This is a genomic window from Thiohalocapsa sp. (assembly GCF_022340605.1).
Taxonomy (GTDB): Bacteria; Pseudomonadota; Gammaproteobacteria; order Chromatiales; family Chromatiaceae; genus Thiohalocapsa.
Window position 1 is genome coordinate 40,519 of sequence record NZ_JAJDNQ010000113.1, and the last position, 20,012, is coordinate 60,530.

The 20,012-nt window shown below is 69.1% G+C and carries 16 protein-coding genes; 7 read left to right on the top strand and 9 right to left on the bottom strand.

All coding sequences use genetic code 11. The annotated features are described in order from the left end of the window. Positions 1-16: 16 nt before the first annotated feature. The 3 genes from tssF to tssH all read left to right on the top strand — a co-directional run bounded on the left by tssF (position 17) and on the right by tssH (position 5,767). On the top strand, positions 17-1,891 hold the full coding sequence (tssF, locus tag LJE69_RS14790; RefSeq protein WP_296926422.1) for a type VI secretion system baseplate subunit TssF: 1,875 nt from the start codon (positions 17-19) through the stop codon (positions 1,889-1,891). After that, complete coding sequence (tssG, locus tag LJE69_RS14795) at positions 1,855-2,901, top strand: type VI secretion system baseplate subunit TssG (RefSeq protein ID WP_296926424.1); 1,047 nt, start codon at positions 1,855-1,857, stop codon at positions 2,899-2,901. Before tssF ends, tssG begins: the two co-directional genes overlap by 37 nt. 109 nt (positions 2,902-3,010) lie before the next feature. Beyond that, a complete protein-coding gene (gene tssH / locus LJE69_RS14800; protein WP_296926426.1) occupies positions 3,011-5,767 on the top strand; it encodes a type VI secretion system ATPase TssH in 2,757 nt (918 codons plus the stop codon). 298 nt (positions 5,768-6,065) lie between these two features. On the opposite strand, the gene LJE69_RS14805 is transcribed toward tssH, so the two are convergent. After that, on the bottom strand, positions 6,066-6,353 hold the full coding sequence (locus LJE69_RS14805; protein WP_296926428.1) for a Txe/YoeB family addiction module toxin: 288 nt from the start codon (positions 6,351-6,353) through the stop codon (positions 6,066-6,068). Next, positions 6,334-6,606, bottom strand: coding sequence for a type II toxin-antitoxin system Phd/YefM family antitoxin (locus LJE69_RS14810; protein WP_296926431.1), 273 nt, complete (start codon positions 6,604-6,606; stop codon positions 6,334-6,336). The genes LJE69_RS14805 and LJE69_RS14810 overlap by 20 nt, the downstream gene beginning before the upstream one ends. A 457-nt stretch (positions 6,607-7,063) precedes the next feature. On the opposite strand from LJE69_RS14810, the gene LJE69_RS14815 reads away from it, so the two are divergent. Further along, the gene (locus tag LJE69_RS14815; RefSeq protein ID WP_296926432.1) at positions 7,064-7,510 is read left to right on the top strand and encodes a DUF29 domain-containing protein; all 447 of its coding nucleotides are present in this window, start codon (positions 7,064-7,066) and stop codon (positions 7,508-7,510) included. 62 nt (positions 7,511-7,572) lie between these two features. On the opposite strand, the gene LJE69_RS14820 is transcribed toward LJE69_RS14815, so the two are convergent. Both LJE69_RS14820 and LJE69_RS14825 read right to left on the bottom strand, forming a co-directional pair. Then, positions 7,573-7,776: a hypothetical protein gene (locus LJE69_RS14820; protein WP_296926434.1), complete on the bottom strand. Its 204-nt coding sequence runs from the start codon at positions 7,774-7,776 to the stop codon at positions 7,573-7,575. Positions 7,777-8,246: 470 nt separating this feature from the next. Then, positions 8,247-9,446, bottom strand: coding sequence for an MFS transporter (locus tag LJE69_RS14825; protein WP_296926436.1), 1,200 nt, complete (start codon positions 9,444-9,446; stop codon positions 8,247-8,249). 185 nt (positions 9,447-9,631) lie between these two features. Between LJE69_RS14825 and LJE69_RS14830 the strand changes: the two genes are divergently transcribed. Then, positions 9,632-10,993, top strand: a complete 1,362-nt coding sequence (locus LJE69_RS14830; RefSeq protein ID WP_296926439.1) for a diguanylate cyclase — start codon at positions 9,632-9,634, stop codon at positions 10,991-10,993. Here the strand turns inward: LJE69_RS14830 and LJE69_RS14835 are convergent. The 5 genes from LJE69_RS14835 to LJE69_RS14855 form a co-directional block, all read right to left on the bottom strand. After that, on the bottom strand, positions 10,879-11,763 hold the full coding sequence (locus tag LJE69_RS14835; protein WP_296926441.1) for a histidine kinase dimerization/phospho-acceptor domain-containing protein: 885 nt from the start codon (positions 11,761-11,763) through the stop codon (positions 10,879-10,881). The two genes, LJE69_RS14830 and LJE69_RS14835, sit on opposite strands and share 115 nt — an antisense overlap. Continuing rightward, on the bottom strand, positions 11,760-12,350 hold the full coding sequence (locus LJE69_RS14840) for a response regulator transcription factor (RefSeq protein ID WP_296926444.1): 591 nt from the start codon (positions 12,348-12,350) through the stop codon (positions 11,760-11,762). Before LJE69_RS14840 ends, LJE69_RS14835 begins: the two co-directional genes overlap by 4 nt. Before the next feature lie 93 nt (positions 12,351-12,443). Further along, positions 12,444-13,202 (bottom strand): hypothetical protein, encoded by a 759-nt coding sequence (locus tag LJE69_RS14845; RefSeq protein WP_296926446.1) that lies wholly within the window; start codon positions 13,200-13,202, stop codon positions 12,444-12,446. Between the two features lie 115 nt (positions 13,203-13,317). Continuing rightward, the gene (locus LJE69_RS14850) at positions 13,318-13,689 is read right to left on the bottom strand and encodes a PepSY domain-containing protein (protein WP_296926448.1); all 372 of its coding nucleotides are present in this window, start codon (positions 13,687-13,689) and stop codon (positions 13,318-13,320) included. Between the two features lie 285 nt (positions 13,690-13,974). Then, positions 13,975-14,283, bottom strand: a complete 309-nt coding sequence (locus LJE69_RS14855) for a hypothetical protein (protein ID WP_296926450.1) — start codon at positions 14,281-14,283, stop codon at positions 13,975-13,977. A gap of 188 nt (positions 14,284-14,471) precedes the next feature. Between LJE69_RS14855 and LJE69_RS14860 the strand changes: the two genes are divergently transcribed. Continuing rightward, on the top strand, positions 14,472-15,347 hold the full coding sequence (locus LJE69_RS14860) for a TauD/TfdA family dioxygenase (RefSeq protein ID WP_296926453.1): 876 nt from the start codon (positions 14,472-14,474) through the stop codon (positions 15,345-15,347). Between the two features lie 562 nt (positions 15,348-15,909). Then, a partial coding sequence (locus tag LJE69_RS14865; RefSeq protein WP_296926455.1) for a CheR family methyltransferase occupies positions 15,910-20,012 on the top strand: 4,103 nt, incomplete at its 3' end.

The window sequence follows — 20,012 nt, forward strand, 5'->3', positions numbered from 1 at the left end:
TGCACCGCGCACCACAGTGGACCCAAGGCTCCTCGACTACTACAACCGCGAGCTGCGCTTCATCCGCGAGATGGGCGGCGAGTTCGCCCGCGCCTATCCGAAGATCGCGGGCCGGCTCGGTCTCGACAGCTTCGAGTGCGCGGACCCTTACGTGGAGCGGCTGCTGGAGGGCTTCGCCTTCCTCGCCGCGCGGGTGCAGCTCAAGCTCGATGCCGAGTTTCCGCGCTTCACGCAGCATCTGCTCGAGAGCGTCTATCCGAACTTCCTGGCGCCAGTGCCGTCCATGACGGTGCTGCAGTTCCAGCCAGACCTGGCCGAGGGCGCCCTCGCCGAGGGCTTCCCGATCCGGCGCGACACCGTGGTCAAGAGCGTGCTCGGCCGCGGCGACCGCACCGCCTGCGAGTACCGCACCGCCCACGACGTCACCCTGTGGCCGTTGCAGCTCGCCGATGCCCGCTACCTGCACGGCTCCGCCCTCACCAACTCGGGTGGCGACATCCCCAAGGCGGCGGCCGCGGCGCTGGTGCTTCGGCTACGCGCCACCGCGAGCCTCACCTTCGACAAGCTCGCCCTGGACCGGCTGCCGATCTTCCTGCGCGGCAGCGACGAGCTGCGCATGCGCGTCTACGAGCAGCTCGTGGGGCATGCCTTGGGTGTGGTGATCCAACCGGCGGGGCCGGAGCCGGCCTGGCGCGAGCATCTGCACCGCGACTGCGTGCAACAGCTCGGCTTCGACGACGCGCACGCGCTGCTGCCGCGCAGCCCCCGCTCCTTCCAGGGCTATCGGCTGCTGCAAGAGTATTTTGCCTTTCCGGACCGTTTCCTGTTCGTCGAGCTCACGGGGCTCGCGCGGGGCGTGCGCCGCCACCAGGGCGACGAGCTGGAGCTGGTGGTCCTGCTGGACCGCCACGATCAGGCCCTGGAGGACAGCTTCGACGCCGAGCTGTTCGCGCTCTTCTGCACCCCCGCCATCAACCTGTTCCCGAAGCGCTCGGACCGCATCCACCTGAGCGGCCGGACCGAGGAGTACCACGTCGTCATGGACCGCACCCGGCCCATGGACTACGAGGTGCACAGCATCCAGACCCTCACCGGCTACGGCGTCGGCGTGGAGCCGGAACAGACCTTCCAGCCCTTCTACGCCCCGCATGAATGGATCAGCGGGCGCGAGCACCGTGCCTTCTACAGCCTGCACCGGGAGCCGCGGGTGCTGTCCGGCGAGCAGCGCCGCGCCGGCTCGCGCTCCAGCTACGTCGGCAGCGAGGTGTTCATCGCGCTGGTGGACGGCGACGAGACCCCCTATCGCACCGACCTGCGCCAGCTCGGGATCAGCGCGCTCTGCACCAACCGCGACCTGCCGCTGTCGCTGTCACTGGGCGTCGGCGACACGGACTTCACCATGAGCACCGGCGCCCCGGTGCACGCGGTGCGCGCCATGCTCACGCCAACGCGGCCACGGCCAGCGTTCCCCGAGGGCGACACCGCCTGGCGCCTGGTGAGCCATTTGTCGCTCAACTACCTGTCCATCTGCGACAGCAGCCCCGAGGAGGGCGCCGCCGCGCTGCGCGAGCTGCTGGAACTGTATGCCAACGCCTCCGACCCGGCTATTCGCGAGCAGATCAAGGGCGTGCGGAGCATTCGCTCGCGGGCCGACACGGACCGCTTGCCGGGGCCGGGACCGGCCTTCTTCGCCCGCGGTCTGGTGCTGACGCTGGAACTGGACAAGGCCGCCTTCGAGGGCAGCGGCATGTTCCTGTTCAGCGCGGTGATGGAGCAGTTCTTCGCCAAGTACGTCTCCATCAATGCCTGGACCAAGACCATCGTGCGCACGAGCGATGGCGACGAGGTGATGCGGTGGCCGACGAGAATCGGACGACGTCACAGGCTGTAGCCCTGTTCGAGCAGCTGCGGGCGGCGCCTTACAGCTTTCACTTCTTCGAGGCGCTGCGCCGGCTCGAGTGCGCCCACCCGGACCGGCCGCGGCTCGGCACCGCGCCGCGCCCGGCGGACGACGTGGTGCGCCTCGGGCAAGAGGTCTCGCTCAACTTCGCGCCCTCCACACTCGCCGACTTCGTGCCCGGCGAGGCCGGCGCTCCGCCGCTGCTAACGGTCTACTTCCTCGGCCTGTTCGGTCCGCAGGGACCGTTGCCACTGCACCTCTCGGACTATGCCCGGCAGCGGCTCGCCAACGTCCACGACGCCACCCTGTCGCGCTTCGCGGACATCTTCCATCATCGGATGCTGTCGCTGTTCTACCGCGCCTGGGCCGATGCGCGCCCTACGGTCAGCTTCGACCGCCCGGACAGCGACCGCTTCTCCACCTACGTCGCCGCCACCTGCGGGCTCGGCTCGCCGAGCCTGCGCGACCGCGACGCCGTACCGGACATCGGCAAGCTCCACTACGCCGGGCTGCTCGCCGCGCAGACCCGCCACGCCGAGGGGCTCATCGCGCTGCTGACGGACTTCTTCCGCCTGCCGGTGGCGCTGGAGGAGTTCGTCGGCCACTGGATGACGCTGCCGGTGGAGAGCCGCTGGCGGCTCGGCGAGTCGCCGCGCACCGGGGCGCTCGGCGTCGGCACCATCGTCGGCGCGCGCGTCTGGGACCGGCAGTACAAGTTCCGCATCGTCTTCGGCCCGCTGGACCGGGACGACTTCGAGCGCCTGCTGCCGGGCGGCGAGTACCTGCCGCGGCTGCTGGCACTGGTGCGCAACTACGTCGGCGACGAGCTGGTCTGGGACTTGAACCTGATCCTAAAGAAGGAGCAGGTGCCGCCGCTCGCCCTCGGTGGCAGCGGCCGGCTCGGCTGGTCCACCTGGGCCATCAGCGGCACACCCACGGACGACGCCGACGATCTGTACCTGCACCCGCTGCGGCATGTGGAGGCCACCGAGACGCCTTGAGCGCAGACCGAAGGGTTCGCGCGAGCCGAACGGCCGGCTCCAACAGCCGCTCCAGCATTTGCTTAGACGATCGCGGCGCGCCGCGCACAGCCAAACGAGGAAGCCAGTCATGACCGAGATCAGCCGTGTCGCACTGTTCGGGAAGCTCAACCAGATCGGCTACAAGGCCATCGAGAGCGCCACCGTGTTCTGCAAGCTGCGGGGCAATCCCTACGTCGAGCTGGTGCACTGGATTCATCAGATCCTGCAACTGCCGGACTCCGACCTGCACCGCATCGTCAAGCAGTTCAGCCTGGAGCCCTCGAGGCTCGCCCGGGACATCACCGAGTCGCTGGACCGCCTGCCGCGCGGGTCCACGTCCATCTCGGATCTCTCCTCGCACGTCGAGGAGGCCGTCGAGCGCGGCTGGGTCTACGGCTCGCTGCTGTTTAAGGAGTACCAGGTGCGCACGGGCTTCCTGGTGGTGGGCATCCTGAAGACGCCGGGGCTGCGCAACGCCCTGGCCGGCATCTCCAAGGAGTTCGACAAGGTCAAGGTCGAGACCCTCATCGAGCGCTGGTCCGAGGTCGTCGGCGGCTCGCCCGAGGACGCCATGGTGGCGCAGGACGGCACCATGGCCGGCAGCGCCGGCAGCCCCGGCGAGGCGAGCGGCGCCATCGCACCGGCGCAGATGGGCAAGCAGGAGGCGCTGGCACGCTTCACCGTGGACCTCACCGCCCAGGCCGCCAAGGGCGAGATGGACCCCATCGTCGGCCGCGATGAAGAAGTCCGGCAGATCATCGATATCCTCATGCGCCGGCGCCAGAACAATCCCATCCTCACCGGCGAGGCCGGCGTCGGCAAGACCGCCGTCGTCGAGGGCTTCGCGCAGAAGATCGCCGCCGGCGACGTCCCGCCACCGCTCAAGGACGTGAGCCTGCTCACCCTGGACGTGGGCCTGCTCCAGGCCGGCGCCAGCATGAAGGGCGAGTTCGAGCAGCGCCTGCGCCAGGTCATCGAGGAGGTGCAGGCGTCCGAAAAGCCCATCATCCTGTTCATCGACGAGGCGCACACCCTGGTGGGCGCCGGCGGTGCCGCCGGCACCGGCGATGCCGCCAACCTGCTCAAGCCCGCGCTCGCCCGCGGCACGCTGCGCACCGTCGCCGCCACCACCTGGGCGGAGTACAAGAAGCACATCGAGAAGGACCCGGCCCTGACCCGCCGCTTCCAGGTGGTGCAGGTGGAGGAGCCGAGCGAGGAGAAGGCCATCCTGATGATGCGCGGCGTCGTCTCCACCATGGAAAAGCACCACAAGCTGCAGGTGCTCGACGAGGCGCTGGAGGCCGCCGTCAAGCTCTCGCACCGCTACATCCCGGCGCGGCAGCTCCCGGACAAGTCCGTGAGCCTGCTCGACACCGCCTGCGCCCGCGTCGCCATTAGCCAGCACGCCGTGCCGCCGGAGGTGGACGACTGCAAAAAGCGCATCGACGCCCTGGAGAACGAGCTCGCCATCATCGGCCGCGAGACCGCCGTCGGCGTCGAGACCGCCGAGCGCGAGGCCGCCGCCCGAGAGCAACTCGCCGAGCAGCGCACCCTCTACACCGACCTCAAGGCGCGCTGGACGCAGGAGCGCGAGCTGGTGCACCAGATCCTGGAGCTGCGCGCCAAGCTGCGCGGTGGTGCCGGCGGCGACTCGTCACCGGCGGCGGCAGCCGCGGGCAACGCGGGCACTCGAGCCACGGCAACAGACCAGGCGGACCCGGCACCGGCCACCGACGCGGCGCCGACCGGCGCGGAGCGCGACGCCCTGCTGACCAAGCTCAAGGCGCTGCAAGCCGAGTTGCACGAGCACCAGGGCGAGCGCCCGCTGATCCTGCCCACCGTGGACCAGCAAGCCGTCGCCTCCGTGGTGGAGGACTGGACCGGCATCCCCGTCGGTCGCATGGTCAAGAACGAGGCCGAGGCCATCCTCAAGCTCGCCGACACCCTGGAGCAGCGCATCATCGGCCAGCGCCACGCCCTGGAGATGATCGCCCGGCGCATCCAGACCTCCCGCGCCAAGCTCGACAACCCCAACAAGCCCATCGGCGTCTTCATGCTCGCCGGCACCTCCGGCGTCGGCAAGACCGAGACCGCGCTCGCCCTGGCCGAGGCCCTCTATGGCGGCGAGCAGAACGTCATCACCATCAACATGAGCGAGTTCCAGGAGGCGCACACCGTCTCCACGCTCAAGGGCTCGCCCCCCGGCTACGTCGGCTACGGCGAAGGCGGCGTGCTCACCGAGGCCGTGCGCCGGCGCCCCTACAGCGTCGTGCTGCTGGACGAGGTCGAAAAGGCGCACCCGGACGTGCACGAGATCTTCTTCCAGGTCTTCGACAAGGGCCACATGGAAGACGGCGAGGGCCGCACCATCGACTTCAAGAACACCCTCATCCTCCTCACCACCAACGCCGGCACCGACCTCATCACCAGCCTCTGCGCCGACCCGGACCTGATGCCCGACGCCGAGGGCATGGCCAAGGCCCTGCGCGAGCCGCTGCTCAAGGTGTTCCCGCCCGCGCTGCTCGGGCGCCTCGTCACCATCCCCTACTACCCCCTCAACGACGAGATGATCGGCGCCATCGCCCGCCTCCAGCTCGGCCGCATCGAGCGCCGCATCCTGGAGAACCACAAGATCCCCTTCAGCTACGACCCGGAGGTGGTCCAGCTCATCGCCGAGCGCTGCACGGAGTTGGAAAGCGGCGGGCGCATGATCGACGCCATCCTCACCAACACCGTGCTGCCGCGCATCAGCGAGGAATTCCTGCGCCGCATGATGGAAGGCCAGTCCATCGAGCGGGTGCACGTCAGCGTCGCCGACGGGGAGTTCAGCTACGCGTTCGAGTGAGGAGCAGTGAAAAAAATCCCTGTTGCGGCTTCGATTCCGGCGGCCATCGTAGCGGCCCTTGTGGGAGCGGCACTCTCGGTGCCGCGACCGGCGGCGCGGCAGCCCATGCAGGCCTGAGCAACTGCGAGGCGGCAGACCACCGCGCGGCGCCCATCGCGCCACGAAAGGCAGTGGCGCTCCCACACTGCCGGCGCCTCTGGAGAGAACGGGGTCAAGCCTTGTAATGATGCACTATGCTTGAATGCAAGAACCGCCCCTTATGTGATGTGACCCTCCCCCCTTAATGTGACCCCTTATGTCACGGATAACGTTGAGGCTCGAAGGTATCGTAGTGACCGCCGATGGCGAAGATATGGATATGTGAATCGTCAAATCTATAAACGAGTCGGTCGTTCTGGCTGAGTCGCCTAGACCAAAAGCCTGTAAGGTTGTGCCGCAGCGCTTCGGGCTTACCCAAACCCGTCGTCGGATCTCCGCGCACCATTTCCTTAAGAATCGCGCAGAGGTTCTTGTGCATCCGTTTATCTCGCTGCCGAAGATCCTCGTACATCTCCCATGATTTACCTTCAAACACCAACGATCTCATCGAGCTGCTCTTTCGTCGGGGCATATCCGGTGCGTGTCGCGTGGGTTGTGCTGGAATCCGCAATCTGGCGCATTAGGCTGGTGTTCTGGAGCACATACAGCGTTTCCTGGTCTCGCTCCCAATCCTCGGCGCTCATCACGACAAAATCAGATCCGTTACGTCGGGTTACACGCAGGGGCGAATGCTGGCTAACCACTTGTTCCACGAAGGTTTTTAGGCTATCACGAAACTTGTTTACGGTGGTTGAGTCCATGGGCATGCCTCTGTTGCAGTACGGTGATACCGTACAGTCTAGAAGGAATGCTTTGGCAAGGCAATCCAGCCGACGTCCAACGATAGGGTCACGTCCAACGATGGGTCTTGCAATCCAGCATTGCCGGCCTTGATCATCGTTCCGGCCACCTGCGCGGGCTCGCCGCGTAATCAGGCCATTGGCGAGAACACCAGTGCGCAGAGTCTTGCCCGTAACGCGCAGGATGCGCCTGTCCGGAAGGTGTTCCCCGACGCGGGCGATGAGCCGGTCGTGGTGGATTTGGTCGAACAACTGCGCCAAATCCAAATCTACGACCTAGGAGCCTGTCCAACTTGGGCGCGGCACTCGGCGCCAGCAGGGTTCGCTGGTAGGAAAGATAAGACAGTCTTGCGGATGTGGGCGTTGCCGGCGTTGAGCGCCTAAAATATCGCCCACGCCACGGCCGAGCGCCCTGCCCATGAGCACACCACTGCACGATGCCGACTTCTACAGCTGGACCCGCGAGCAGGCGGCGCTGCTGCGCGAGCGGCGCCTGGACGAGCTCGACGCCGAGCACCTGATCGAGGAGCTGCTGGATTTGGGCGCAAGCCAGGAGCGGGAGCTCGAAAGCCGCTTGGCGGTGCTGATCGCGCACCTATTGAAGTGGCGCTATCAGCCCGAGCGGCAAGGGAAGAGCTGGCGCGCAACCATCAAAGAGCAGCGCTACCGCATCGCGCGCCTGCTGCAAAAGAACCCGGGGCTCAAGTCTCAGCTGGATGACGCGTTCGACGCCAGCTGGTTCAGTGCCGTGCAGAAGGCGGTGAAGGAGACCCCTTTCGATGAGGATGACTTCCCGGAGCACTGCCCGTTCGCCCAGAGCGAGGTGCTCGACGCGAATTTCTGGCCGGAATCTGACGGTACCTGACACTTACGAAGGCCATCTTTGGCTCAGGTAGAAGCGATCGTTGCTAATGGGTTGGTCTTGGTTCAGGGTTCAGGGCCAGCCGCAGGTCGCTGCCGGATTTGTCGTCGAGCGCGCCGCGGAAACAGTTCCCGGTAGGCACCAAGGCGCGCTGCCGCGTCGGCGCCGAGGGCGAGGTAGAGCGGGTGCGGGGTCAGCAGCGCGTCCGGTTCGCCAAGCACGTTGGCGCGGTAACTGGACCAGCGGTAGTGGGCGGGGTCCGCGACCATGTCGGCGCGCAGAGAATGGGGTGCGCGATTGGACGGAATTCAGCCGCTCCGATGTGTCGGCGACGGCGACGTAGGTGGTGCCGATGTGGCGAGCAGGTGATGCTGAAACGCATCCTCGATCAGGCGGGTCTTGGTGACGCCGTGGCGTCGCACGAAGGCTTACATCTTGACACAGGGGGCCGACGCCCATCGTCAGGTTACGCTGCGCTAACCCGGCCTCCCATAACAGCTGCTCCAGGCGCGCCCGCACCGTGGGAGCACCACTGCCTGTTGTAGCGCGATGACGGCCGCACGACTGCCTGCCGCTTGGCAGTTACTCAGGGCGTGGTGTGCTACCTTGCCGCCGGTCGCGGCACCGAGAGTGCCGCTCCCACAAGAACCGCTACGCCGCCGTGCGCGGCACCGAGAGTACCGCTCCAACAGGAGCTGCTCCACGCCGAAATCGCGCCCGGTCGCTTCCCTCGTCCGCCCTAGGCGCGCGGCGCCTCGGTTGTGCCAGCTCGGGTCCTGAGCAACCCGCCCAGCGCGAGCAGGCAGAAGGCGGCGCCGGCGTAGAAGGTCGCGGCGGCGCCGAGCTTGTCCCAAAGCAGGCCCGCCAGGGCGCTGCCGACGAGCATGGCGAACCCGCACAGCAGCGAGAAGAGGCCGAAGGCGGTACCGCGCAGGTCGCCGGGGGCGGCGTCGGCGATCATCGCGGACAGCAGGCCCTGCGTAATGCCGAGGTGCAGGCCCCACAGGCCGACGCCGACGAGCGCCAGGCCCCAGCCGGCGGCGTGCGCCAGCACCAGGTCGGCGGCCACCAGCACGGCGAGCCCCAGCGCCAGCAGCCGCGGGCGGCTCCAGCGATCGGCGAGCCGGCCGAAGGGATAGGCGGCGGCCGCGTAGACCAGGTTCATCACCACCAGCACCAGCGGCACCCAGGCGAGCGGCAGCCCGCCCTGCTGCGCGCGCAGCACCAGGAAGGCCTCGGCGAAGCGCGCCAGCGTGAAGGTGACGCCCACCACCACAATGGCCCAATAGACCGGGCTCAGGCGACGCAGCAGCCGCCAGTGAATCGGCGAGCCCTGCCCCGGACGCCGGCTCGAGCGCGGCTCGCGGATACCGAGCACCAGCAGCGCGACGGCCAGCGCGCCCGGGAGCGCCGCGAACCAAAACACGGCATGGAAGTCGTCCGCGCAGAGCAGCATCAGCCCCACGGCGAGCAGCGGCCCGAGGAAGGCGCCCACGGTATCCAGCGCCTGGCGCAGACCGAAGGCGGCGCCGCGCGCCCGCGCCGGGGCCAGCTCGGCCACCAGCGCATCCCGCGGCGCGCCGCGGATGCCCTTGCCGACGCGGTCGATGCAGCGCGCCGCGAACACCATGCCGGCGCTGGATGCCATGGCGAACAGCGGCTTGCTCAGGGCGCCGAGGCCGTAGCCAGCGACGGCGAGCGTCTTGCGCCGGCCGAGGTGATCGCTCAAGGCACCGGAGAAGACCCTGACGATCAAGGCCACGGCCTCGGCGCTGCCCTCGATCAGACCGATGACCAGCGCGCTCGCGCCGAGCTCGGTTAGCAGGAAGACCGGCAGCAGGCTGTGGATGAGCTCGGAGGAGATGTCCATCAGCATGCTGACGAAGCCGAGCACCCAGATGCCCGCGGGCAGCGGGCCTGGCTTGGGCTGGCTTGGCATCTGGCTCGTCGATTGTCTGGACATGTTTCCCGCGACCTTCACGTGCTACCACGCTTGGGTTATGGCGCATCCCGCGGCGCTCCACCGCAAGTTCGGCACCGAAAGCCCCGCAAGAGACTGGTAAAGGCCTTACCATTGAGTAGGGTTTTTACCTGGAGCTACGACCGTGAGCCGGACCACCATCGATGCACGACACTCAAGATCCGGTGTTCGACGCCGCACCGACACCCATGGCCCAGTTGGACCGGGCGCTCTGCTTCGTGCGGGTCAACCCCGCCTACGCCGCCGCGACCGGTGACCCCGGCACCGACTTGCCGGACCAGGCATACTTCGACACATGCCCGGACATCGAGATCCAGGCGCTGTTCTGTCACGCGCGCGACACGGGCGTCGCGCTGTCGATACCGGGCAGCCCCGCGTCGGACCACGACGCCGCCCGGCGCCGCGACGGCTGCTGGGACCGCACCCTGACGCCGCTGAAGAACCCGGCGGGGGCCGTGACCGGTCTCCTGCTGACGCTGCGAGACGCCACGCCGCGGGAGCATGCCATCGCGGCGATGACCGCGCGCAAGCGCGCCGAGCGCGACCTGCAACTCGCCCACAGCGCCATCAGCAAGAGCAGCACCTGCTTCTACTGGCTCAGTCCGCAGGGTCACTTCGCGACGGAGTCCTATCATCGGCGCAGGGACGGCACCATCATCCCCATCGAGGCGAACGCCAATTACGTCTCCTTCGGCGACGAGGAATACACCTTCTGCTTCGTGCAGGACATCTCCGAGCGCAGGGCCGCCGAGCAGAAAATCCGCAGTCTCGCCTTCTACGATGCACTGACCGGGCTCCCGAATCGGCGGCTGCTGATGGACCGCATCCAGCAGGCGCTGGGCGCCAGCGCGCGCTCCGGGAGCTACGGCGCGGTGTTGTTCATCGACCTCGACAACTTCAAGTGCCTGAACGACAGCATGGGCCATGAGATCGGCGATCTGTTGCTGCGGGAGGTCGGGGAACGGCTGCGCACCATCGTGTGCGAGGCCGATACCGTCGCGCGGCTCGGCGGCGATGAATTCGTCGTGATGGTGCCGGCGCTGAGTACGGAGCCCTACAGCGCCGAGTCGCTTGCCGGCAGCGTCGCCGACCGGGCGCTGGACCTGCTCAATCGCCCCTACCGCTTGCGCGATCACGAGCACAGCACCTCCTGCAGCATCGGCATCAGCCTGTTCAATGGCCGCTACGATCTCGATGATGGCGTCATCCGGGTCCGTGGCGAGCCTGAGCGTGACCTCGCCGCCCTCGGGCGTGTAGCGGATCGCATTTTCCAGGCCGTTACGCAAGATCGGCCGCAGGCTCTCGGGCGTGGCGGCGAGCCGCACCGGCGCGGCCTCGTCCAGGCCGAGGTCGATGCCTCGGGCCTCGACGAGAGCCAGGTGCTCGGCGATCAGCGCGCGAGCGCGCCGGCGTCCACCTCGACCGCGGGCTGGGGGCCGGTCTGGAGCCTGGCCAGGCTGAGCAACTGCTCGGTGAGCCTGCGCGCGCGCTCGATGCCAGCCTGAAGCGGGAGCATGCGCTCGCGCGCCGCGTCCAGGCTCTGCGCCTGGGTCAGGTTCCGGGCCTGCACCGACAGCGCGGTGAGGGGGCTGCGGATCTCGTGGGCGGCATCGGCGATGAAGCGGCGCTGCTGTTGCAGCAGGTCGCCGACCCGCTCCAGCAGCCGGTTGATGGCCTGCACGAAGGGGCGCAGCTCGTCCGGCACCCCGGCGTCGGGCATGGGCCCGGGCCGCTCCGCCGGCTGGGCATCGAGCCGGCGGGCGAGGCGGCGCAGCGGTGCCAGCTCGTGGCGGACGATCCAGACGATGAGCCCGGCGATGACAGGCAGCAGCAGGAGCAGCGGCACCAGCGTGAACAGGGCGCTGCTGAGGGCGACCTCGTCGCGGGTCTCGGTGGGCTGGAAGACGATGATCCGGTGCCCATCGCCCGCGTCCGCGCGGACAAACACCCGCGGCGGCTCCGTCGTCCCCGCGAGCCGGTGGAAGCCGGGCGCGAGCCCCGGCGGCAGCCAGCCGGGCCGGGTATCACCCGGCAGCCGGACGATGCCGACGCGCGCGTCGGGGTCGGTCAGTACCGCACGCGGCCCGGTCGTGGTCCCGCTGCCGGCCGCGATGCCCCCATCCATCAGCGCCGCGATCTGGCGCAGCAGATCGTCCTGGAACTCGCTCGCCTCGCGGTAGGCGAGCACGAAGGCCGACAGCCCCGCCCCGACCGCGGCAAGCAGGATGGCGGCGCCGAGCATCAGGGTTAGCCGCCGCTGGATGGAGCGGCTCATGGGCGCGGTTGTCCTTCGGGCACCTCTGATCGGGGCCGCTCCACCAGCCAGCCGGCGCCACGGACGTTCTTGATGACGTCGGCGCCGAGCTTGCGGCGCACGCCGTGGATCAGGAAGTCGACGGCGTTGCTCTCGACCTCCTGGCCCCAGCCATATAGGTGGGTCTCCAGCTCGGCGCGGCTGAAGATGCGGCCGGGGTGCAGCAGCAGGGTGTGCAGCAACGCGCGCTCGCGGGCGCTCAGGGTCACCGAGACCGCCCCGTTGCCGGCCTCGCCGGTGGCCGGATTCAGGCTCACGCGACCGTTGCTGAGCAGCGGTGCCGCCTGCCCGCCCTGGCGGCGCACGACGGCGCGCAGCCGGGCGAGCAGCTCGTTCACGTCGAACGGCTTGACCAGATAATCGTCGGCGCCGAGGTCCAGCCCCTGGACGCGGTCGTCCACCGCATCCCGGGCGGTGATGACGACCACGGGCACGCGGCCGGCGGTGTCGCCGTCGCGGACCCAGTCCACGGCATGGGCGGCGTCTTTCAGCGCGACGGAGACCGCCGCGCCGATCATCGGGTCGTCTTCAACCAGCAGGATGCGCATGGGGTGCTCCTCGGCGGCGGCGCCCGGCGCCAAGGCCGCCGCTGGCCTCGAGCCGGGCTGCAAGCGCGAGGCTTGTCGGGGTGCCTCGCCGCGTCAATGGGCCGTCTCCGCCGCCCGGTGCCGGAACAGCACCAGACAGGCGACGATGAACACCACCAGCGCCAGCGACGCTGAGTAGCGGCTCAGCGCGAGCCCGCCGGCGGCGAGCGGCTTGTCGAGCAGGTCGCCGAGCACCGCACCGAGTGGCCGCGTCAGCACGAAGGCCAGCCAGAACAGCAGGGTACGGGAGATCCGCGTCTTGTAGTACGCCAGCGCCAGGACGGCCAGCATGGCACCGAAGATCAGCGCGCCGCCCTCGTAGCCGAGGCCCGCCGTGTCCGCGGTCCAGTCCCCCAGCGCCGTGCCCAGGGTCTGCGAGAACATGATGGTCACCCAGTAGAAGATCTCGGCCTTCGGCGAGCTGATGGACGCCATAGACACGGTGCCGAGGGTGCAATACCAGATGGCCAGCGAGGCGATCAGCAAGGCGAGCAGCATGGCGCTGCCGCCGGCGTAGCCGATGCCGAGCGAGCGGTCGGCGAAGTCGGCCAGGGTCGTACCGACGGTGGTCGTGGCGATGATGGTGGTCCAGTACAGCAAGGGGTGGAAGCGTTTGGCCTTGATCTGGGCGGCCACGGCGACGATGAAGACGCCGGCGAAGATGGCGGTCCCGACCAGGTAGCCGAGGTGCATGGACATGGACACGGCGTCGCCGCCGGTCTCGCCGAGGGTGGTTGCGGCAATCTTGATGACCCAGAACAGCAGGGTGACCTCGGGCACCTTGCTTAGGGCAATGTCTTGGGCGTTCTTCATCTCGAATCGGGGCTCCGTGACGGTGGGTTGCGGTCAGTCCGGCCGGACCGGCTTCGTTTGCCGGCCGGTGCGCCCGGCGGCGGCCTGGCCGCCCCGGGCAGCGCTGGCAGGGCGGTCAGTCGTCCTCTTGCTCCGACTCGCCCCGCCGGTCGCCGTGCTCCTCGTGGTCCTCGTCGCCCTGGTCGGCCTTGTCCGCCTTGGCGGACAGGATGGCGCCGTTGGCGGGGTCGACCACCACATCTGTCACCGCGGTGCCCTTGACTACCTCGACCTCGAACGCCGAGCGGCCCTTTTCCTGCTCGTACTCGGCCTTCGACGCCTTGCCGCCGACGTGCTGCTCGGCGGCGCTGATGGCCTGGGTCAGGCTGATGCCGGCGTCGTTGATGCCGAGCGCATCGTTCTGCGTGCCGCTGGCCGCATGGGCGCCGCCGAGCCCGGCCAGCAGAAGGGTGGTGATGGCAGCTGTCTGATAGAGCTTGCTCTGCATGATGATCACGTCTCGTCAGTCACGCGGATGTTCGCGTGAGGGTGACGATAGCGAGCGGGAATTAGGTGAGTCTTAGCGCCGCGCCGAGACCTTCGACGTTGTCCGCCGGGGGGTGTCCGAGCTCTGGTGCAGCAAGATGAAGATTCCGAGACTGGTCTTGGACCGACCCTCGCGCGTGTCGCCCTGGCGACACTCCCGGAGTGCGGCCGGAGTGCGGCCGGAGTGGGGCCGGAGTGCGGCCGGAGTGTCGCCCTCCTGGGCGACACCGCACCACGCCGCGCCCCATCAAAAGCGGTAAGCCTTCCCGGTGAACTTCCCCTCGGTCTGGATGCCCGGAGCCGAGGCCAGAAAAGCGCGCCGCGCCTTCGGGTCGAAGCCGAGCTTCGCCAGCCCCTGCTCCACCACCGTCGCCGAATACAGGCCGGCCGCATCGGACGTGCACAGCGTGCGCAGCGCCGCCAGCACCTGCGCGGCGCCGAACAGCGAGATGAGGTCCCCCGCACATTGCGGCGACTGATTGTCCGCGTCCACGTAGAACACCACACGGGCCGCGGCGGCCGGCGCCAACCTGACCAACATTCCCGTCATGCCCATACCCGTGCTCACTCTGCCGTGCATGGCCCGCCATGGATGCGGGCGTTCGTTGACGCCGCTATTTTGCAGCGGCGTGAGCAACCTTGTCCGGCGCACGTACCGGCACACAGAACGACCACCGGCCAAGGCCCCACGTGCTGTGCAAGAATACGCCGTTCTACCCTACAACCGCCCGCCGCCCCCCGATGATGTCCGACTCCCCTTTCGACCTCGCCGCCAACACCGCCTATCTTCAGTGGCGCGAGCGCAAGCTCGCCGAGGCGCCGACCCGCCTCGACGACCTGGTGGTCGAGATCGACGACCCGCGCACGCTGGCGCCCGCGGAGCACGCGGCCATCCTGGAGCGCTGCCGGCGCGCCAACATGGCCATCTACGTCGGCAAGACCGGCACTGATCCGGACAAAGACATCCCGACCCGGCTCGGCGCCGCCTTCGGGCTGCACCGGCTTGACCATAACCGCGGCGCCGACGACGACGCCATCACGTCGCTGACGGTGCAGACCGACGCCCGCCACCGCGAATACATTCCCTACTCCAATCGGCCCATCGACTGGCACACCGACGGCTACTACAACGCCCCGGAGCAGCGCATCGACGGCCTGCTCTTGCACTGCGTCCACCCCGCAGCAGAGGGCGGCGCCAACGACCTGCTGGACCACGAGATCGCCTATATCCTGGTGCGCGACCAGTCGCCGGACTACATCCGCGCGCTGATGCACCCGGAGTGCATGACCATCCCGGCAAGCTACGTCGACGGCGAGCAGGTGCGGCCCGACCGCACGGGGCCGGTCTTCTCGGTGCGCCCCGATGGCCAACTGCACATGCGCTTCACCAACCGGGCGCGCAACATCGTCTGGCGCGACGACCCGCTCACCGTTGAGGCCGTCGCCTGGCTCAAGGACGTGCTGCACCGCGACACGCCCTGGCACCTCCACGGCCGCCTGGAATCCGGCTGGGGCCTGGTCAGCAACAACGTGCTGCACACCCGCACTGGCTTCACCGACGACGCCGTGCCCCGGCTGCTGTACCGCGCGCGCTATTACGACCGCATCAGCGGGACTTGACTAAGCACCTCGCAAGTACAGTCAGCACTGCACAGCACGGCCACCCCACAGGGACTGGAATGTTGTCACGGCGAAATACACGAAACACCCGAAAAGGCGCGGATTCATCACCAGCCCCGCCCCCTACCTCGGCCCTTTCGCGCTTTTTGCGTGTTTCGTAGTTCCTCTTCAGCGGCCGTGCAGCCGTACGCGCGACCGACACAACTTTCGCCGCGTTCCGTAAGGTAAGGCCGCCGCGTCCCTCCTCGCGAAGCGCCGCGTCCGGACAGGAATCCGTCGTCGGGGCGGACCGGGGAACGAAGCCCGGCGGGGTGCATATCGTCACCGCCTGATTGTCGGGCCTCCTTCGCCGGCCCGACCAACAGCGGCGCGCTTTGGATGGCGGCGAGCGCGGTGAGCATGCCTCGTCCGTCTGAGGCAACGCCTCCCTAGACCCTGCGCACATGCATCGTGTTCGCACGCGGGCGTATCATCCGCAGATCTGGAGTCTTGGGACTTCCCGGATTCTCCGGCGAGGGCTTCTTGCCTCCACAGACGGTGTAAGCCCCCGAGCAGGTAGACGATGAGTAAATTGCGCGAGCCGGGTGTGGCCGGCGCCGACGCACAGGTCAAGGTCGCCTTGATCATCGGCTCGGGGGGCGCGCCGGCGGACCTCACGGCGTTCCTGCGCGCCCTGGCGACGGACTGCGGTATCGCCTGGGTGCTGATGCCGGGCCTGGTTCCGGGGCAGGAGGGCGCATTGCCGGAACTGCCGGGCGAATGCGGCGCGATGCCGATCACCGCCGCCGACGATGGCCTGTCTCTGGCCGCCGACCATGTCCACATCGTGCTGCCAAGGCAATCGCTGCGCCTCGAGCCCGCGGGCCTGCGACTCGTCCACGCCGCGGATGTCGCCGGTGCGAAGCGGCCCATCGACGCCTTCTGCGCCGGCCTGGCGGCGCTGGGGCCGCGCGCCGCCGTGGCACTGCTGTCCGAGCGTCTCGACGACGGCAGTGCCGGTGCCGCGATCCTGCGTCAGGCCGGTGCCCTGGTGCTGGCACTGTCCCGCGACGGCACCAGCGCCCCCGGCGATGGCGAGCTCGGGCGCTCTGCCGCCGCCATCGCCACCACCCTGTGCGCCTGGGGCCGCGGACTGGCACCGGAGGCCGCGGCCGCGGCGCTCGGAGAAGATGACCGCGCGATGCGGGCGATCCTCGACCTAGTGCGCGAGCACGGCGGCAAAGACCTGAGTGGCTACAAGCCCAGCACCCTGCGCCGGCGCATCGCGCGTCGGGCCGGCCTGACGGGTGCGGCGGACCTGGACGATTATCTCGACACCCTGCGGCAGGACCGCCTGGAGCGGGACCGGCTGGCCCAAGACCTGCTGATCAGCGTCACCGCCTTCTTCCGCGAGCCGGAGGCGTTCGAGGTGCTGGCCGATGCGGTGATCCCGCGGCTGTTCGAGGGCAAGGGGCCGGACGAGGCCGTACGGGTGTGGGTGGCCGGCTGCGCCACCGGCGAGGAGGCCTACTCGATCACCGTGCTCCTGCTGGAATGGCTGGAGGCCCATCCCGGGGCGGCGCGGATACAGGTGTTCGCCACCGACGTGGATGACGCCGCCCTGGATGCCGCCCGCTCGGGCCGCTACGCCGAGGCCGCCATGGACGGCGTCTCGGAGGCTCGCCGGCAGCGCTTCTTTACCCGCGAGCTGGACGCCTGGCGGGTCACCAAACAGGTCCGCGAGGCCATCGTGTTCGCCTCGCACAACCTGGTCAGCGACCCACCGTTCTCGCGCCTGGACCTGGCGGTGTGCCGCAACCTGCTGATCTATCTTAACACCGAGACCCAGCAGCGGGTGCTGCGGCTGTTCCGCTTCGTACTTCAGCCGGAGCGCTACCTGTTCCTGGGCAGCACCGAGAGCCTGGGTGCACTGGCCGGGTGTTTTGCGCCCGTGTCCACGCCCTGGCGCATCTTCCGCCACACCGGCGGCGACGCGGACCAGCCGCCGCCGTTGCCCGGTACCGCCGTACTGGCCGGCTTGCGTCCGGCGGGCAGCGGGGAAGCCCTGCCCTGGGTGGGCAGCCTGACCGGACAGGCCCGCACCTGTCAGCAGTTGCTGAAGCGCCACGGCCCCACGCAGCTGCTGGTCGATGATCACTTGCAAATCCTGTACGTCTCCGGCGACCCCGGCCCGTATCTGACCGTCCCCACGGGCGAGCCGTCCCGGGACCTGTTCAGAACCATCGCCCCGTCACTTGGGGCAAGCCTGCGCGCGGCCATCAACCGCGCTCGGCGCGATGGGCAGCGCTGCGCGGTGAGTGCCGTGCGCCCCGGCGACGGCGCGGCGGCGGCGGGCGTGCGCATCGAGGTGGCGCCCGTGGTCGAGGCGGGCCAGCCGCGGCTGCTGCTCATCTGCTTCAGCCCGGCGGCGGCGTCCGAGGTCACGCTGCCGCAGGCCGGGGCGGGCGGTGAGGACTGGGTGCTGCGGCAGTTGGAACAGGAGCTGGACGCTACCCGCGAAGACCTTCAGCGCACCATCGAGCAGGCCCGTGCCAGCCGCGAGGATATGACCGCGGCCAATGAGGAAGTCACGGCCATGAACGAGGAGCTCCAGTCCGCCAACGAGGAACTGGAGAGCTCCAAGGAAGAGCTGCAATCGCTCAACGAGGAGCTGGTCACCGCCAACGCCGGACTGGACGCAAAGGTGGCCGAGGCCGACACGCTGAACACCGACCTCAACAACCTGCTGCTGAGCGCCGAAACCGCCACGCTGCTGCTGGACGAAGCCTTGTGCATTCACCGCTACACCCCCGCCTGCGCCCAGCTCCTGCGGGTGATCCCATCGGACGTCGGCCGCCCGGTGAGCGACTTGGCGGGGGCGGTGGACGACCCGAGCCTGGCCCGGGACTGCGCCGAGATGTTGCGGGGCAGCCGCGTGGCGGACGTGGAAATCCGCGACCAGGCCGGGCGCTGGTACCTGCGCCGCATCCGCCCCTACCGCCACGACGGCACCGGCATCCCCGGCTTGGTCGTCAACTTTCCGGACATCACCGGCCTGAAGGAGGCGGAGACCGAGCTGCGCCAGGCCAAGGAGGCGGCCGAGGCAGCGGCGAAGGCCAAGGGCAAGTTCCTGGCGCACATGAGCCATGAGATCCGCACGCCGATGAACGGCATCCTGGGGCTTGCCGAGCTGGCGCTGCACCGGCCGCTGGAGCCGCTGGCCCGGGATTACCTGGAGAAGCTGTACCGCTCGGGCCGCAGCCTGCTCGGCATCCTCAACGACATCCTCGACCAGAGCGGTATCGAGGCCGGGCAGCCGCATCTGCGGTACGCACCCTTCGATGTCGAGGAGCTGCTCGGCGCCTTGCGGGACCTGTTCGGCGAGCTGGCCGTGCAGAAGGATCTCGAGCTGCGCGTGACCGCGGCGGACGGCGTACCGCGCCACCTGCTCGGCGATGCCCTGCGCTTGCGCCAGGTGCTCGCCAACCTGCTGGGCAACGCGCTCAAGTTCACCGAGCGCGGCGAGGTTCGGCTCACCGTCACCTGCCTCGGGGTGCAGGACTCGGTGGCGCGGCTGCGCTGGGCGGTGACCGACACCGGACCGGGCATCGACGAGGGCACCCGCGCCCGGCTGTTCGCGCCCTTCAGCCAGGGCGATCAGTCCATTTCCCGGCGCCACGGCGGCACCGGCCTCGGGCTCAGCATCAGCCGCGGGCTGGTGGAGATGATGGGCGGACTGCTGACGGTGGAGAGCACGCCCGGGGCCGGCAGCACCTTTGTCGTGGAGCTGCCGCTCGCGGTGGCGACTGCGCCATCGCTGCCTGCGACGCCGCCCGAACCCGTGGACCTGCACGGGATGCGGGTGCTGGTGGCGGAAGACCACCCCCTCAACCGCCAGGTGCTCACCGACATGCTCGCCCTGCTGGGCGTGGATGCGACCCTGGTGACCACCGGGCGGGAGGCGCTCGACGCCCTGGAGCGGGGCACCTTCGACGCGGTGCTGATGGACATCCAGATGCCCGAAATGGACGGCCTGAGCGCCACCAGGCGCCTGCGCAGGCATCCCGCCTGGGGACAACTGCCGGTGATCGTCATCACCGCCGGGGTGACCGAGGCGGAGCGCGCGCGGGTTGCCGCCGTCGGCGCCAACGCCCTGCTGGCCAAGCCGGTGAGCCTGGAGACCCTGGCGGACACCCTGCGGCGCTGGCTGCCCGCGCGCTCGGCGCAGCCGGCCGAGCCGCAGGACGCGACCCGTTCGCAGGCGCTCATGCCGGTCGCCGAGGCGACGGGTGCGAGCCCGGCTGTGGGCCCGGATGCGCTGCCCACCCTGATCGGCTTCGATTCGGAGCGCCTGCACATGGTCCTGAGGCAACAAAACACGGCGGACTTCGTGCGCCTGTTTGCCGACTCGATCCGCCAGGACGTGGACGCCGCCGCCCGCGCCCTCGACGTCGGCGATGTGGCCGCAGCCCGCAGCGCGCTGCATGGCATGCGGGGTGCGTGCGCCTTTGTCGGCGCCGTGGCGCTCCAGGACAGCGCCCGCCGCCTCTCCGATGCCCTGAAGCAAGGGAAGCGCACCGATGCGCCGCTGGCGGCCCTGCGCCAGGCCTACCGCGACGCAGTGGTGCAGGTCGAGTCGCTGCTGCGGCCGGCGCCGGGTGGCGATGGCGATGGCGATGGCGATGG

What these genes read in the sequence shown, in the direction of transcription:
- LJE69_RS14850 (WP_296926448.1), bottom strand. Translation starts at nt 13,689, where the DNA reads ATGCAGAGCAAGCTCTATCAGACAGCTGCCATCACCACCCTTCTGCTG.
- LJE69_RS14810 (WP_296926431.1), bottom strand. Translation starts at nt 6,606, where the DNA reads ATGGACTCAACCACCGTAAACAAGTTTCGTGATAGCCTAAAAACCTTC.
- LJE69_RS14825 (WP_296926436.1), bottom strand. Translation starts at nt 9,446, where the DNA reads ATGCCAAGCCAGCCCAAGCCAGGCCCGCTGCCCGCGGGCATCTGGGTG.
- LJE69_RS14860 (WP_296926453.1), top strand. Translation starts at nt 14,472, where the DNA reads ATGTCCGACTCCCCTTTCGACCTCGCCGCCAACACCGCCTATCTTCAG.
- LJE69_RS14840 (WP_296926444.1), bottom strand. Translation starts at nt 12,350, where the DNA reads ATGCGCATCCTGCTGGTTGAAGACGACCCGATGATCGGCGCGGCGGTC.
- LJE69_RS14820 (WP_296926434.1), bottom strand. Translation starts at nt 7,776, where the DNA reads ATGGTCGCGGACCCCGCCCACTACCGCTGGTCCAGTTACCGCGCCAAC.
- LJE69_RS14805 (WP_296926428.1), bottom strand. Translation starts at nt 6,353, where the DNA reads ATGAGATCGTTGGTGTTTGAAGGTAAATCATGGGAGATGTACGAGGAT.
- tssH (WP_296926426.1), top strand. Translation starts at nt 3,011, where the DNA reads ATGACCGAGATCAGCCGTGTCGCACTGTTCGGGAAGCTCAACCAGATC.
- LJE69_RS14845 (WP_296926446.1), bottom strand. Translation starts at nt 13,202, where the DNA reads ATGAAGAACGCCCAAGACATTGCCCTAAGCAAGGTGCCCGAGGTCACC.
- LJE69_RS14855 (WP_296926450.1), bottom strand. Translation starts at nt 14,283, where the DNA reads ATGGGCATGACGGGAATGTTGGTCAGGTTGGCGCCGGCCGCCGCGGCC.
- LJE69_RS14830 (WP_296926439.1), top strand. Translation starts at nt 9,632, where the DNA reads ATGCACGACACTCAAGATCCGGTGTTCGACGCCGCACCGACACCCATG.
- LJE69_RS14815 (WP_296926432.1), top strand. Translation starts at nt 7,064, where the DNA reads ATGAGCACACCACTGCACGATGCCGACTTCTACAGCTGGACCCGCGAG.
- LJE69_RS14835 (WP_296926441.1), bottom strand. Translation starts at nt 11,763, where the DNA reads ATGAGCCGCTCCATCCAGCGGCGGCTAACCCTGATGCTCGGCGCCGCC.